Annotated in this window: 18 protein-coding genes; 7 read left to right on the top strand and 11 right to left on the bottom strand. The window is 70.5% G+C overall.

The window, feature by feature from the left end; translation table 11 throughout:
- Positions 1–9: 9 nt before the first annotated feature.
- From RR3_RS19540 to RR3_RS19530, 3 genes are all read right to left on the bottom strand, one after another.
- Positions 10–864 (bottom strand): TIGR02569 family protein, encoded by an 855-nt coding sequence (locus RR3_RS19540; protein ID WP_010594716.1) that lies wholly within the window; start codon positions 862–864, stop codon positions 10–12.
- 93 nt (positions 865–957) lie between these two features.
- Entirely contained in the window at positions 958–2160 is a 1203-nt protein-coding gene (gene moeZ, locus RR3_RS19535) for an adenylyltransferase/sulfurtransferase MoeZ (protein ID WP_371851043.1), read from the bottom strand.
- A gap of 49 nt (positions 2161–2209) precedes the next feature.
- Entirely contained in the window at positions 2210–3256 is a 1047-nt protein-coding gene (locus tag RR3_RS19530; protein ID WP_371851042.1) for a DUF3152 domain-containing protein, read from the bottom strand.
- Positions 3257–3482: 226 nt separating this feature from the next.
- Between RR3_RS19530 and fasR the strand changes: the two genes are divergently transcribed.
- Positions 3483–4160 carry an HTH-type transcriptional activator FasR gene (gene fasR, locus RR3_RS19525; protein ID WP_017679558.1) on the top strand — a complete coding sequence of 226 codons (678 nt, stop codon included), beginning with the start codon at positions 3483–3485 and terminating at the stop codon, positions 4158–4160.
- Between the two features lie 84 nt (positions 4161–4244).
- Here fasR and RR3_RS19520 read toward each other — a convergent pair whose 3' ends face one another.
- Complete coding sequence (locus tag RR3_RS19520; protein ID WP_003939138.1) at positions 4245–4475, bottom strand: DUF3107 domain-containing protein; 231 nt, start codon at positions 4473–4475, stop codon at positions 4245–4247.
- Between the two features lie 46 nt (positions 4476–4521).
- A complete protein-coding gene (locus tag RR3_RS19515; protein ID WP_026137492.1) occupies positions 4522–5220 on the bottom strand; it encodes a ferritin-like fold-containing protein in 699 nt (232 codons plus the stop codon).
- A gap of 212 nt (positions 5221–5432) precedes the next feature.
- Between RR3_RS19515 and RR3_RS19510 the strand changes: the two genes are divergently transcribed.
- Both RR3_RS19510 and RR3_RS19505 read left to right on the top strand, forming a co-directional pair.
- Positions 5433–7049 carry a DEAD/DEAH box helicase gene (locus RR3_RS19510; RefSeq protein ID WP_017679560.1) on the top strand — a complete coding sequence of 539 codons (1617 nt, stop codon included), beginning with the start codon at positions 5433–5435 and terminating at the stop codon, positions 7047–7049.
- 9 nt (positions 7050–7058) lie between these two features.
- Positions 7059–8276, top strand: coding sequence for an Rv3212 family protein (locus RR3_RS19505; protein ID WP_017679561.1), 1218 nt, complete (start codon positions 7059–7061; stop codon positions 8274–8276).
- An 18-nt stretch (positions 8277–8294) separates the two neighbouring features.
- Here the strand turns inward: RR3_RS19505 and RR3_RS19500 are convergent, their stop codons facing one another.
- Positions 8295–9083: a ParA family protein gene (locus tag RR3_RS19500; protein WP_010594723.1), complete on the bottom strand. Its 789-nt coding sequence runs from the start codon at positions 9081–9083 to the stop codon at positions 8295–8297.
- A 93-nt stretch (positions 9084–9176) separates the two neighbouring features.
- Between RR3_RS19500 and RR3_RS19495 the strand changes: the two genes are divergently transcribed.
- Positions 9177–9677 (top strand): GNAT family N-acetyltransferase, encoded by a 501-nt coding sequence (locus RR3_RS19495; RefSeq protein ID WP_010594724.1) that lies wholly within the window; start codon positions 9177–9179, stop codon positions 9675–9677.
- Here RR3_RS19495 and RR3_RS19490 read toward each other — a convergent pair.
- Complete coding sequence (locus tag RR3_RS19490) at positions 9647–10075, bottom strand: hypothetical protein (protein WP_010594725.1); 429 nt, start codon at positions 10073–10075, stop codon at positions 9647–9649. The genes RR3_RS19495 and RR3_RS19490 overlap by 31 nt on opposite strands.
- Positions 10076–10122: 47 nt before the next feature.
- Between RR3_RS19490 and RR3_RS19485 the strand changes: the two genes are divergently transcribed.
- On the top strand, positions 10123–11073 hold the full coding sequence (locus RR3_RS19485; RefSeq protein WP_010594726.1) for a diacylglycerol/lipid kinase family protein: 951 nt from the start codon (positions 10123–10125) through the stop codon (positions 11071–11073).
- Between the two features lie 224 nt (positions 11074–11297).
- Complete coding sequence (locus RR3_RS19480; protein WP_003939130.1) at positions 11298–11552, top strand: WhiB family transcriptional regulator; 255 nt, start codon at positions 11298–11300, stop codon at positions 11550–11552.
- Positions 11553–11654: 102 nt separating this feature from the next.
- Here RR3_RS19480 and RR3_RS19475 read toward each other — a convergent pair whose 3' ends face one another.
- Together RR3_RS19475 and RR3_RS19470 are read right to left on the bottom strand one after the other, a co-directional pair.
- Positions 11655–13133, bottom strand: a complete 1479-nt coding sequence (locus tag RR3_RS19475) for a sensor histidine kinase (protein ID WP_017679563.1) — start codon at positions 13131–13133, stop codon at positions 11655–11657.
- Positions 13134–13150: 17 nt separating this feature from the next.
- Entirely contained in the window at positions 13151–13366 is a 216-nt protein-coding gene (locus RR3_RS19470; protein WP_003939128.1) for a biotin/lipoyl-binding carrier protein, read from the bottom strand.
- Between the two features lie 96 nt (positions 13367–13462).
- Between RR3_RS19470 and RR3_RS25345 the strand changes: the two genes are divergently transcribed.
- Positions 13463–13537: a 50S ribosomal protein bL37 gene (locus tag RR3_RS25345; RefSeq protein ID WP_022597109.1), complete on the top strand. Its 75-nt coding sequence runs from the start codon at positions 13463–13465 to the stop codon at positions 13535–13537.
- A 66-nt stretch (positions 13538–13603) separates the two neighbouring features.
- Here RR3_RS25345 and rsrA read toward each other — a convergent pair whose 3' ends face one another.
- Positions 13604–13885, bottom strand: coding sequence for a mycothiol system anti-sigma-R factor (rsrA, locus tag RR3_RS19465; RefSeq protein ID WP_010594728.1), 282 nt, complete (start codon positions 13883–13885; stop codon positions 13604–13606).
- Positions 13882–14511, bottom strand: coding sequence for a sigma-70 family RNA polymerase sigma factor (locus RR3_RS19460; protein WP_010594729.1), 630 nt, complete (start codon positions 14509–14511; stop codon positions 13882–13884). Before RR3_RS19460 ends, rsrA begins: the two co-directional genes overlap by 4 nt.
- Positions 14512–14566: the final 55 nt, after the last annotated feature.

Here is a 14566-nt window from a genome sequence, read left to right as displayed (position 1 = left end):
AGGCGAGACCTAGAGGAGCAGACGCACCAGATCCGAGGTGTGTGCCAGCCCCGGGAACGCCTCCTCCGTCGAGCGCGGATGCAGGGCGTGCACGGCGAGCCGGAACATCACCGCGCGCAGCAGCATCTGCGGCCACTCCGGCAGGTCCTCCCAGCGGCCGATGAGCTCGTCGTCGGCGCCGCCCCACGACAGCGCATCGACGACGGCGACGCCGGCCGCCCACGACGCGGGTCGCCAGTAGGGGGTGATGTCGGTCAGGCCGGGTGCGGCGCTGCCGGCGAAGAGCACGGTGCCGAACAGGTCGCCGTGCACGAGCTGATCGGGCAAGTGGACCGGCTTGCGCAACGTCGCGAGCTGGTTGATCAGATCGATGCTCTTGCGTCCGTCGGGCGTGACGGTGTCGGGGGCGCCGGCGGCGCGGGCGGTGCGCAGCGGTACCGCCTCCCAGGCCGCGCGGTCGGCGGCGACGAACACGTCGACGTCCTCCCACGGCGCCACGGGCGGCTGCATGAGGAAGCGCGGTCGCTCGAGTTGGGCGGTGGCGGCGTGCAGCCGGAGCGACAGCGCCACCACCTCGTCGTGCCGTGGTTCGGAGGTGCCCACGATGTACGTGTCGGCGCGCCAGCCGGAGACGACGTAGCGGCCGTCGGTGGAGCGAACCGGCCGCGCCAGTCGGACCCCGTCGACGTCGAGGTTCTCGCGCACCTTCGCCGACCACGCTGCCCGGGCGTGGTCGGCGACCGGCGAGAGCACGACGTCGCCGCAGCGCCAGCCACCGTCCCAGTCCGCCCCGAGCGGGACCGGTTCGACGTCGCGTAGGCCGAAGGTCGAGCGCACGTGCTGCGGGGGTTCGAGGGGACTCACGGGGCACACCGTACAGTCGGCGCCGCCGCCTTCAGGGAAGGCACTCCGTTACCCGGGGACAGCATTCCCGCATCGTTATCTCACCGTGTTCCCTCAGTACACGGGCAGTGACGGGTCCACCTGCTGAGCCCACGCGAGCACGCCGCCCTGCAGGTGCGTGGCGTCCGAGAAACCGGCCTTCTTCAGCACGGCGAGCGCTTCGGCCGAGCGGATCCCGGTCTTGCAGTGCAGCACGATCGGCTTGTGCTGCGACAGCTCCGCCAGCGCCTCTCCGGAGAGGATGCGGTCCTTCGGGATCAGCCGCGCCCCGTCGATGTGGACGATGTCCCACTCGACCGGCTCGCGCACGTCGATCAGTTCGATCTCCCGGTCCGACTCGAGCAGCCGGTGCAGTTCGGTCGGGGTGATCGTCGACTCGGCCACGGCCTCGGCGGCGTCGTCCGGCACGACACCGCAGAAGGACTCGTAGTCGACCAACTCCGTCACCGGCACCCGGCCCGGATCACGGCGCAACGTCACCGTCCGGTAACTCATCGCGAGAGCGTCGTAGATCATCAGCCGTCCGAGCAGCGACTCGCCGATGCCGGTGATCAGCTTGATCGCCTCGGTGGCCATGATCGACCCGACGGACGCACAGAGCACCCCGAGGACACCGCCCTCCGCACAGGACGGGACCATGCCCGGCGGAGGCGCCTCCGGGTACAGGTCCCGGTAGTTCAGTCCCCGCCCGCCCGGCGCGGCCTCCCAGAACACCGACACCTGTCCCTCGAACCGGAAGATCGACCCCCATACGTACGGCTTGCCGGCGAGGATCGCCGCATCGTTGACGAGGTAGCGGGTCGCGAAGTTGTCGGTGCCGTCGAGAATCACGTCGTACTGCTCGAACAGCTCGACGGCGTTGCTGCGGTCGAGCCGGACCGGGTGCAGGCGCACCGCCACGTTCTCGTTGATCCCCCGGATCGTGTCGCGGGCGCTCTCCCCCTTGGGCCGGCCCACGTCGGCGACCCCGTGGATCACCTGCCGCTGCAGGTTGGACGATTCGACGTCGTCGAACTCGACGATGCCGAGGGTGCCGACCCCGGCCGCGGCGAGGTAGAGCAGCACCGGGGAACCGAGGCCGCCGGCACCGATGCACAGCACCCGCGCGTTCTTCAGCCGTCGCTGCCCCGTCACCCCCACCCCGGGGATGATCAGGTGCCGGCTGTAACGGGCCACCTCCTCGCGGGTCAGGTCCGCGGCGGGTTCCACCAGAGGTGGCAGTGCACCGGATTCCACCAGGGATGGCAGTGACGTCACGACAGCTCCTCGGCCGGTTCGATCGGGCGGTTCCCCGATTGTCCCATCCTCATGCTCGCGGATACGGCCACGGATTGAACCTGCACGTCAGCCCGTCGCGGGGGACGACGCCCTCGGGGTCGAGCCCGGCGATGTCGTCGTTGGCCGTGCCGAACGACTGCTGCATCATGATCGGCGCCAAGCCTCCGTCGCTCCCGCACCCTTCGTGGGCGGCGAAGCCGATGGCGTGCCCGATCTCGTGGTTGATCAGGTACTGGCGGTAGGAGCCGATGTCCCCCTGGAACGCGACGGCGCCCCGCACCCAGCGGGGCTCGTTGAGCAGGACCCGGCCCACGCCGGGGTTGAAGCACGAGACCTCGAGTTCGATGTCGTACCCGCAGCCCTGCCGGATCGTCATCTGGGAGGTCAGCGACACCCGGAAGTCGGGCTCACCCTGATCGACGCGCCGGAATGCGAACGCCGGGTCCTGGATCCAGCTCTTCGGGTTGGCCAGGGTCTCGTCGACCATCCGCGCGAATGCGGCGTCGCCGCCGTAGCCGGTGGTGTCGACGCCGTCCTCGATCTCCACTGTGTAGGTGTAGACGCGGCCGGTGCCGACCTGATCGCCGGTCCCCGGCACGACCCGCCAGGTGCCGGTTCCGGCCGCCGTGAACGGCCCACCTTCCGGGAGCGCACCGGACGGCAGATCGTCGGGGAACGTGCCGTCGGCGACCGGCGCGGGCACACCCACCACGCCGCCGGATTCGGCTACCGCGTCCCCGGCTGCCGCGGGGTCGGGTCGATCGCCACCGGCGCGCAGGGCGTCCACCACGACGATCACCGTGAGGATCGCGAGGACGGGAACGGCGTAGGCCCGCCATCCGTAGGTCGCGACGAAGCGCCCGAGCCGGCTCTGCCGGCGCACCCCGCGATCCGGGCGCGGCGGACGCGGGCGGGTGCTCTCCCCCGAAACGGGATCCCACTGGGCTCGCAGGGGCTGGTGGGAAGGGGCGCGGGTGCGGCGCCACTCGGACGGCCGATCCTCGGGTGTCCGGTGCGGACTGCGCACCGGGCGGCGCGGTGTGTCCGCCACGTCGGCTCCTGCTCGCTCGGTCACGGCTGCCAGAATCTCACACGGTCGTCGCGGGGCGTGCCGGGTCGCGAAGCGCGGCACGCGACCGCCCCCGCGCCGCTGTGGCGCCGCGCACAGTAGGCCCTGGGCTGGGATACTCGTGGGTAGGGGTGCGCGGCACCTCGAGGCCCCCCGGCCTGTAACGTGCAGAGACGATTGCACGTCGTAGTGGTAGGTATCACTTCGACGAATATCTCGGATTGGGAGCGACATGACCGAACTCGCAGCCCGGACATCGTCCGGCCGCGCCACCAGCTCGGGCAACGGCACCGGCACTCGACGCGGCGCCCGGATGCCGCGGGACGAGCGCCGGGTCCAGCTCCTCGCTGCAGCCAGCGAAGTCTTCGTCACCCGCGGGTACCACGCGGCCGGCATGGACGAGATCGCCGAGTGCGCCGGGGTCAGCAAGCCGGTGCTGTACCAGCACTTCCCCGGCAAGCTCGAACTGTACTGCGCGGTACTGCAGAGCTATGTCGACAGCCTGATCTCCGGTGTCCGCCAGGCCCTGCGGTCGACCACCGACAACAGGCAGCGCGTCCGCGCTGCGGTGCAGGCGTTCTTCGACTTCGTCGACAACGACTCGCAGGGTTTCCGGCTCGTGTTCGAGTCGGATCTGATGGGCGAGCCGCAGGTGGCGAACCGCGTGGAGCAGGCCACCGAGGCGTGCGTCGACGCGGTGTTCGACCTGGTGAGCCACGACTCCGGGCTCGACCCGTACCGGGCGCGCATCCTGGCGGTCGGCCTCGTCGGCACCAGCCAGTTCACGGCCCGCTACTGGCTCGAGGCCGCCCGGCCGATCCCGAAGGAAGACGCCGTCGACACCACAGTCGCGCTCGCCTGGGGTGGTCTGTCGCACGTGCCGCTGCAGCCGGAGCTGCGCCGGCGATGAGCGACGGCGCCGACCGAGGTCGCGCCCGCAACGACGGAAGGGCCGGGGCAGTCGCCCCGGCCCTTCCGTCGTGATGCCGTCGTTCTAGCTCGCCGCGAACCCGACCTTGCGGATGTCGGCGGGGCCGATCTCGACGTAGGTGACCCGCGATGCCTGCACGATGAGCTTGCGGCCCTTCTCGTCGACGAGCGTCAGGACGCCGTCCTTGTCGCCGGCCAGGGCTTGCGTCACGAGCGACTCGACCTCGTCGGGCGTCTGCTCGCTGACCACGGTGAGCTCGCGGGGACTGTCCGCAACACCGATCTTGACCTCCACGGTCGACCTCCGAACTCTCAGGGCTCTACAGCTGTCCCCGCCCAGATTAGTGCAGTCCCAGCACTGCCATCCGGTCGGCGTGCTCGAGCTGCATCCGGTCGAACAACGCCGCGATGTCGGCGAGATCACCGGTAGCGGCGATCACCAGATCGGTGAGATCCTCCCGCTGGGCCATCACGTACTGGGCCTGGGTGATGGCCTCGCCCAGCAGCCGCCGCCCCCACAGCATCAGCCGGTCCTTGTCGGCGGCGCTGTGCCGCACCGCCTCGCGGACCTCGTGCACCACGAATTCCGAGTGCCCGGTCTCGGCGAGCACCTCTCGTACGACCTCGGCCACCTCGGGGGCGAGGGTACCGGCGATCTCGCGGTAGAAGTCGGCGGCGATGCCGTCGCCGACATATGCCTTGACCAGCGACTCGTGCCAGTTCGACGGGTTCGTGGACGCGTGGTAGGCGTCGAGGGCACGCCGGTAGGGCTCCATCGCCGCGTAGATTTCGACACCGCGCGCGGTCAGGGCGGCGTGCAGCGTCTCGAAGTGGCTCATCTCCGCCGCCGCCATGCTTGCGAACGCCACCCGCCCCTGCAGGCTCGGCGACATCCGCGCATCGTCGGCAAGGCGATAGAAGGCCGAGATCTCACCGTAGGCGAGCACCGCGAACAGCTCGGCGACGCCGGGATGGTCGGCCGGCACGCGCACCGGGGCGGCGGATGGACGGGACGGTGACGGTGACGTTTCGGCTCCCATGACGACACAGCGTAGTACCCGGCCGGCGACCGCGCGGCTCACGGCACTCGCACCCGGTACAATGGTTCCGGAAGGCCGCGCCTCAAGGCGCCGACCACCGGCCCCGCGGACTTCACCGATGATGTGCGCGCACCCGATCGCAGATCGCTGCCGCGCCTCGCAGAGCCCTACCGGCCGCTGAGGCGCAGGCCCGGTCGCCTCTCCACTCGTGCGTGCGTGCCGAGACCAGGAAGGCCAGACCCCTGAGCAAGATCACTGTCGACCACGAAGACGACGCCACCGAAACCACGGTGTCGGCCCAACTCGACGCCACCCACACCCCGCCCACGTTCGCCGAACTGGGCGTGCGGGACGAGATCGTCCGCGCTCTCGCCGAGATCGGCATCGAGCGCACCTTCGCCATCCAGGAGCTGACGCTCCCCCTCGCCCTCGCCGGCGACGACCTGATCGGACAGGCACGCACCGGCATGGGCAAGACCTTCGGGTTCGGTGTCCCGCTGCTGCACCGCCTCACCACCGCCGAGTCCGGCACCACCGCCCTCGACGGCACGCCCCGCGCGCTGGTGATCGTGCCGACGCGCGAGCTGTGCCTGCAGGTCACCCAGGACCTCGAGAACGCCGCCAAGTACCTCCCCGGCTCCACCGGTGCCCTGAAGATCCTGTCCGTCTACGGCGGACGTCCGTACGAAACGCAGGTCGACGTGCTGAAGAAGGGCGTCGACGTCGTCGTCGGCACCCCGGGCCGGCTGCTCGACCTCGCCAACCAGGGTCACCTGATCCTCGGCAAGATCGGCGTGCTGGTGATGGACGAAGCGGACGAGATGCTCGACCTCGGCTTCCTCCCCGACATCGAGCGCATCCTCGGCATGGTGCCCGACCGTCGCCAGACGATGCTGTTCTCGGCCACGATGCCCGGGCCGATCATCACGCTCGCCCGCACGTTCCTCACCCGCCCGACACACATCCGCGCCGAGGAACCGGAGTCCTCCGCGGTGCACGAGCGCACCAACCAGCTCGTCTACCGCGCGCACGCGCTCGACAAGGCGGAACTGGTGGCGCGCGTGCTGCAGGCCGAGGGTCGTGGCGCCACCATGATCTTCACCCGTACCAAGCGCACCGCGCAGAAGGTCGCCGACGAGCTCGCCGAGCGCGGCTTCGCCGTCGGGGCCGTGCACGGTGACCTGGGGCAGATCGCTCGTGAGAAGGCGCTGGACAAGTTCCGCAAGGGCAAGATCGACGTGCTGGTCGCCACGGACGTGGCCGCGCGCGGCATCGACATCGACGACGTCACCCATGTCGTGAACTACCAGTGCCCCGAGGACGAGAAGACCTACGTCCACCGCATCGGCCGCACCGGCCGGGCGGGGCGCACCGGTATCGCCGTCACCCTCGTCGACTGGGACGACATTCCGCGCTGGCAGCTCATCGACAAGGCCCTCGATCTGGGCATGCCCGATCCGGTCGAGACCTACTCGAGCTCGCCGCACCTGTTCGAGGAGCTGGGCATCCCCGACGGCACGACCGGAACCGTCCGCAAGACGCCGACCGAGCGGCCCGCCCGCGAGGAGGGCTCCGAGGATGCGGCACGACCCAAGCGCACCCGGGTCCGCCGGCGCACGCGCGGCGGCCGGCCGGAGACCGGCGGCGCCGAGCACTCCGGCACCGGTCCCGAGACGGCGGGCGCGAGTTCCGCCTCGGGGCAGAGCGAGGAGTCCGGGAGCGGAACAGCGCCCGCACGGCGGCGCCGTCGGCGGCGCCGCGGCGGTTCCGCCGCGACCGGCGACACCGTCGCGAACAGCGAAACGGTCACGGCTTCGGCTGCCCAGTAGCCGCTCGCGATGATCGCACCGGAGCGCAGAACCCGGGCGGATCTGATCGCAGCACTCGTGCTCGCCGTCGCGGTCGTCGCGGCGGCGAGCGTCGTCTGGTTGCGCTCGGATGCGCGTGGCACCGTGTCCGTCACGACCGACGCGGCACCGGAGCCGCCACCGTCCGCGACCGTCGTGCCGTCGACCCTGACGGAGGCGTGGCGCGCCCCCAGCGGCGCGACGTCCCGTCCGATCGCGGTCGGCGCCGTCGTGGTCACCGGGGACGGCGGCACCGTCACCGGCCGCGCCCTCGACTCGGGCGCCGAACTGTGGCGCTACGACCGCGACATACCGCTGTGCGGCGTGGTCGAGGACTGGCGCACCGCCGTCGCGGTCTACCGCGACCGGCGGGGATGCAGCCAGGTCACCCAGCTCGTTCCCGACTCGGGAATGCGCGGCGCGCAACGTTCGAGCGACGCCGACGACGCGGTGACCCTCACCGCTGCCGACACCCACGTGATCTCCCGGGGCGACACTCGTCTCGAACTGTGGCGGTCCGATCTCGTGCGGACACTCGAGTACGGACGCGTGGACGCGCCCGTCGTGCCGGGGGCCCAGCCCCGCAGCGGATGCACGCTGAACTCGGCCGCGGCGAGCAACAGCCGGCTTGCGGTGGTCGAACGCTGCCCCGGTGAGGAAGCCGACCGCCTGACGCTGCTCGAGACGACCCCCGAGGCCGATTCGCAGCCGGCGGAGATCGCCTCGTCGGTGCTACCGGAACTGGGACCGGACGACGGCGGTACGCGGGTCGTCGCGGTGACCGGCGAGCGCACGGTGCTGTATCTGCCGCCCACCGCGTCCTCCGGGCCCGTGCTCGCCGTGTACGACGCCGCGGGCACGGTCACCGCGCGGCACCCGCTGTCGGCCGCGGCGACACCGGAGGCGGTGTTCCCCGCGACGGCCCAGGGTTCGATCCTCACGTGGTGGTCGGGCACGCAGACCGTCGCCCTCGGCGGCGACGACCTGGTGCCGCAGTGGACGGTGCCGGGAACGACGGGCACCGGCAGTGCCATGGCCGGAGCGCTGCTGCTTCCGGTGCGCGACGCCCTCGCCGTGGTCGATCCGGCCACCGGGACGGAACGGCAGCGCATTCCGGTCGCGCGCGACGGGACCGGTGTCGTGAACGTCGCGGTCGCCGGGAGTGCGGTGCTCGAGCAGCGGGGGCCGCAGGTCGTGGTGCTGCGGTGAGCCCGGCCGGGCCACCGGTCACGACGTGAAGGTGACCAGCTCCTTGCCGTCGCGCCAATGGGCGAGCAGGTTCTCGGCCAGCACGCGGTAGGCCTCGGCGCCCTTGTTCTTCCGGCCGGCCAGCACCGAGGCTCCGGACGCCGACGCCTCCGCGAAGCGGACGGTGCGCGGGATCGGCGGCGCGAGCACCGGCATGTCGTACCGGTCGGCGACGTCGGCGAGCACGTCACGGCTGTGCGTCGTGCGGGCGTCGTAGAGGGTCGGCAGGGCACCGAGCAGCTCGAGGTCGGGGTTGGTGATCTGTTTGACCTCGGCGACGGTGCGCAGCAGCTGCCCGACGCCGCGGTGCGCGAGGGTCTCGCACTGCAGGGGCACGAGCACGGACTGCGCCGCGGTCAGGCCGTTGAGCGTGAGCACGCCCAGCGACGGCGGGCAGTCGATCACGACGACGTCGAAGCTGTCGAGCAGGGGCGCCAGCGCCCGGCGAAGGGTGAACTCGCGCCCCGGCCGCATCAGCAGCAGCGCCTCGGCGCCGGCGAGGTCGATCGTCGCGGGCAGCAACGTGAACCCCTCGTCGGTATCGAGCAGGACCTCCTTGGCCTCCGCCGCCCCCACCAGCACGTCGTGCACCGACCGTTCGAGCCGGTCGGGGTTGTGCCCGAGCGAGAACGTCAGGCAGCCCTGCGGGTCCAGGTCGACGACGAGCACCCGCTGCCCCAGCCCGGCCAGGGCGGCCGCCAGAGACGCGACGGTGGTCGTCTTCGCGACGCCACCCTTCTGATTTGCCACCGCAAGTACCGTTGTCACGGGTCGATCCTCGCTGAAAACTCGCCCGAACGCGAGAATCGACCGCGATATCCGCCCTCCGGCGGGTCGCCGAACCTCACGAAAGGCCCGATCGTGATCCGCCGCGCCCGTCCCGCCGACGTCGACGCTCTCACCGCCCTCGTCTACGAACTGGCCGAGTACGAGAAGGCTCGCCACGAGTGCACCGTCGTGCCCGAGCAGCTGCACACGGCGTTGTTCGGGGCCGATGCCGCCGCGTTCGCCCACGTGGCCGAGGACGCGCACGGAACGGTGGTGGGCATGGCGTTGTGGTTCCGCAACTTCTCCACCTGGGACGGGGTGCACGGCATCTATCTCGAGGACCTGTACGTCCGGCCCGAGCACCGGGGGCAGGGACACGGCCGCGCCCTGCTCGCGGCGCTGGCCCGCGAGTGCGTCGACCGCGGCTACAGCCGCCTGAGCTGGTCGGTGCTGGACTGGAACACGCCGTCGATCGGGTTCTACCGTTCGCTCGGCGCGGTCCCGCAGGACGAGTGGACCACCTTCCGTCTCAGCGGGCAGGCGCTCACCGCGCTCGGCGGGGGTCAGGCCGCGTCGTCGGCATCCGGCGCGTAGTCCTGGGCCAGCCAGCGCGTCGTCGGCGGGCTGAACAGCAGCACCAGCGCCGGCACCACGATCAGGGTCAACAGGATGCCGAGCACGACCTGGTGGGAATCGGTCAGCAGCGACCAGGCCACCGGCAGCAACAGCAGCTGCGCGACGATCGCCACGGCCCGTCCCCAGCGCTGTCCGCGTAACAGCGCGATCCCGGCCGCGAGCACGCCACCGAACAGGATTCCCAGCCACAGCGCGAGGCCGTAGCCGTTTCCGACCGTCTGGTCGTGCCCGCCCGTCAGCGCCCGGACCACGGACACCACAGCGAAACCGATCGCGATCACGCCTTCGAGGACGACGAGACCACCCGCCGCTCGAACGGTGGACGGGACGGTGCTGCGTGGCGACTCGGTGGACACCCGGCCAGCGTAGTGGACCCGTGCGAGACCACTTAGGCTGATGCTCCGTGCGCGCACTGCTGATCGTGAACCCCAACGCGACGACCACCACTCCGGCCGGTCGCGACCGGTTGGCCCGCGCGCTCGCCGATCGGGTCTCCCTCACCGTCGCCCACACCACCCATCGGGGGCACGCCGCCGAACTGGCCCGCTCGGCGCACGCCGACGGAATGGACGTCGTCGTCGCGCACGGCGGCGACGGCACCGTCAACGAGATCGTCAACGGCCTGCTCGGTACCCCGTCCGAGCGGGTTGCCGACCCCACGCTCCCGCTGCTCGCGGTCGTCCCCGGCGGGTCGGCCAACGTCTTCGCCCGTTCGCTGGGTGTGGACGCCGATCCGGTGAAGGCGACCGCGCAACTGCTCGATCTGCTGGCCCGGCGCACGACCCGCCGGATCGGTCTCGGCCACTGCGACGGCCGGTGGTTCGTCTTCAATGCGGGGCTCGGACTCGACGCACAGGTGTGCGAGGCCGTCGACCTGAGCCGGCTGGGCGGGCGGAAGGTCACGACCGCCCGATACGTCGTGCATTCGATCACGCAGTTCTTCAAGTCCAAGGGTGCCGAGCCCGCGCTGACGCTGACGCTGCCCGGACGGCCGCCGATCCCGGGCGTGTACTACGCGTTCGTCTCCAATTCGAGCCCGTGGACCTATCTGGACAAGCGCCCGGTGCACACCAATCCGGGCACCTCGTTCGACACCGGGCTCGGTGTCTTCGCGATGACGACGACGGCGGTGTTCGCAAGCTTGCGGGTGGTCCGCCAGTTGCTCGCGCGCCACGGGAATCCGAACTCCCGCCGCTTGGTGCGGGTCGACGACGTCGCACGGGTGCGAGCGGAATCGAGCCGGCCGATCGGCCTGCAGGTGGACGGGGACTACCTCGGTCTTCGCACCGAGGTGGAGTTCGTGTCGGTTCCGGCCGTGCTCGAGGTCGTGGCACCCACCCCGTCCGTGGAGTGACCCGGGTTACATTTTTGTGTTCCGCGGTGTACAAAGGAAGTTCGAGTCCCGGAACGGGCCACAGCCGGCGTGAGCTTCCCCACGGTCGTGTCGATTCCTATTGACTTCACGCTGGTTCGTGAAAGCATTCACAAGTAACCGCGCGGAAACACTTGCCGACGCACGCATGAACTTGCCACCACGATCAGCCGGTGCGACGAGCACTATCGAAGGAGAGTAGAAGCATGGACTGGCGCCACAAGGCCATCTGCCGCGACGAGGATCCCGAGCTGTTCTTCCCCGTCGGTAACAGCGGCCCGGCCCTCGCGCAGATCGCCGACGCCAAGCTCGTGTGCAACCGCTGCCCCGTCACCGCCGAGTGCCTCTCGTGGGCCCTCGAGTCCGGTCAGGACGCGGGCGTGTGGGGCGGCATGAGCGAGGACGAGCGTCGTGCCCTCAAGCGCCGCAACGCCCGCACCCGGGCGCGCTCCGCGGTCTGACACGGCCCACCGCCACAGATCTCCGGGAAGGCCCGGCACCGCTTCGGTGCCGGGCCTTCCTGCCTCCGCGGGCCTGGTTCCCGCCGGACTCCCCACCGGGGCTCAGCCGAGCGCCACCCGGCCCAGCGGAACCCGCAGCCGCGCATCCGTTCCCGTCGTCGCGCCCCGCTCGAGCCGCAACGTGCCGCCGAGTTCGGCGGCGACGAGCGTGCGGACGATCTGCAGGCCCAACCGGTCCGAGCTCTCGAGGTCGAATCCCTCCGGCAGTCCCTTGCCCTCGTCGTGGACCACCACGTCGAGCCAGCGGGCCGACCGCTCGGCCCGCAGCGTCACGGTGCCGGCCGCACCCGGATCGAAGGCATGCTCGACCGAGTTCTGCACGAGTTCGGTGAGCACCATCACCAGCGGTGTCGCCCGCTCGGCGGGGAATACCCCCAGGCTGCCCTCCCGGCGCACCCGGACCTGACTGCCCACGGCCGCGACGTCGACGACGATGGGGATCAGCCGGTCGACGACGTCGTCGAGATCGACCTCCTCGTCCACCGACATCGACAGCGCCTCGTGCACGAGCGCGATCGACGTCACCCGGCGCACCGCCTCGGCCAGCGCCTGCCGGGCCTCGGTGTTGCCGGTGCGTCGCGCCTGCAGCCGCAGCAGGGCCGCGACCGTCTGCAGGTTGTTCTTCACCCGGTGGTGGATCTCCCGGATCGTGGCATCCTTGCTCAGCAACGCCCGATCGCGCCGCTTGACCTCGGTGACGTCGCGGATGACCACCGCCGCACCCTCGAGCCGGCCGCCGGGCGCGAGCACCAGCGCACGCAGCAGCACGGTGGCCCCGCGTGCCTCGATCTCCATGGGCCGTCCCAGCTTGCCGCGCACCGCACCCCGCAGGTAGCTCTCGACGTCCTCGCTCTCGAACGGATCGGTCACCAGCGCGCGTGTCGTCTCGATCAGGTTCTGGCCGAGCAGGTCGGAGTTCAACCCCATCCGGTGGTAGGCGGACAGGGCATTCGGGCTCGCATACACCACCCGGCCGGACCGGTCGAGGCGGATGAAGCCGTCGCCCGCGCGGGGGCTCGACTTGGTGTCCGAACGCGATTCCGTGGTCGGGAAGGTGCCCTCGCAGATCATCGTGAACAGGGCGTCGGCGCACTCGAGGTACGCGGTCTCGAGGGCGCTCTTGGTGCGCCTGGCCACGGTGGCCGCGTCGCGGCTCAGAACGGCGATGACCTGCCCGTCCCAGCGGACCGGCACCGCCTGCCGGCGCAGCGGCGCGACGTGGCTGGGCCGCGCGTCCGCAGAGACGACCACTCCGGTCTCGAGGGCCCGCAACACGTGCGGGTGCTCCCGCTCGGACACCACCGAACCCACCATGTCCTCGGGCAGCACGGTCGATGCGGTGGTGGGGCGGCACTGCGCCACGCACACCACCCCACTCGGCTCGGCGCTCACCCACAACAGGACGTCCGCGAAGGACAGGTCCGCGAGCAACTGCCATTCGCCGACGACTCGCTGCAGGTGGTCGACCGCACCGCCCGGCAGGTCGGTGTGCTCGGCGAGAAGAGCGCTGAGGGTGGACACGGGCGGCACGTGCGGACTCAGGAGATGACCGCGATGAGGTCGCCCTGCTGCACGACGTCGCCGACGACCACGTCCAGTGAGGTCACGGTGCCCGACGTCTCGGCGAGCACCGGAATCTCCATCTTCATGGACTCCAGGATCACCAGCGTGTCGCCCTCGGCGACGACGTCCCCTTCCTGCACCACCACCTCGAACACGGTGGAGACCATCTCGGCGCGCACGTCTTCGGCCATCGGGCACCTCATTCCACGAAGAAGACGGTGGCCCTGCTTTCAGGGCCACCGGACCACACGTGAAACACTGTAATGAACCAGAAAGGAGATCGGACCATGGGTAAGCGAGGCCGCAAGAAGCGCAGTCGCAAGGGTAACGCCGCCAACCACGGCAAGCGTCCCAACGCCTGAGGCGCGCACACACGCGTGAGGGGGCCGGAAGCAGCTGCTTCCGGCCCCCTCACGCGTGTCGGGTGGTCAATCCCGGACGTCGGTGCGCGTCACGACGACGGTCCGCCGGATCTCGACCAGCAGCCGCTCCCGCAGGCCCTCCGGGGCGTGCTCGCCGCCGCACTTGCGGCTGAGCAGGGACTTGAGCTGGGATTCGAGCCCGTACGCCTCGAGGCAGGACCCGCAGTCGTCGAGATGGCGCTGCAGACGCTCACGCGACCGGTCGTCGCACTCGCTGTCGAGCAGCAGATAGACGTCCGCGATCACTGCGGAACAGTCGAGCTGATCGAAGTCGGCCGACTCGCTCACCTCGAGACCTCCTTGTTGTCCACGCCGTGTCCGACAGCAGCGTCCACGGCCCCGCTCCGGTTGAATCCTCGCTCCCGCGCGACATCGGCCAGCAGGCCGCGCAGCTGCTTGCGGCCGCGGTGCAGCCGTGACATGACCGTGCCGATGGGCGTGCCCATGATCTCCGCGATCTCCTTGTACGGGAAACCCTCGACGTCGGCGTAGTACACCGCCATCCGGAACTCCTCGGGCAGCTCCTGCAACGCGGCCTTGATGTCGTCGTCGGGAAGCGCGTCGAGCGCCTCGACCTCGGCCGACCGCAGACCGGTGGAGCTGTGCTCGGCCGTCGCCGCCAGCTGCCAGTCGGTGATCTCCTCGGTGGGGTACTGAGCGGGCTGGCGCTGCTTCTTGCGGTAGGAGTTGATGTAGGTGTTCGTCAGGATGCGGTACAGCCACGCCTTGAGATTGGTCCCCTCCTTGAACGAGGAGAAGGCGGAGAACGCCTTGATATACGTCTCCTGAACCAGATCCTCCGCGTCCGCGGGGTTGCGGGTCATCCGCAGCGCCGCGCCGTAGAGCTGATCGAGCAGGGGCAATGCATCCCGCTCGAACCGTTCGGCCAGTTCCGTACCAGACTCCTCGACCACACCGATCCCTTCACTTGCCGTATCCGTGAAGGCTACCGGCCGGGACGGGCACAGC

This window comes from Rhodococcus ruber NBRC 15591, from assembly GCF_001894945.1.
GTDB classification, from domain to species: Bacteria; Actinomycetota; Actinomycetes; order Mycobacteriales; family Mycobacteriaceae; genus Rhodococcus; species Rhodococcus ruber.
This window is presented reverse-complemented; position numbering and strand designations above follow the sequence as displayed.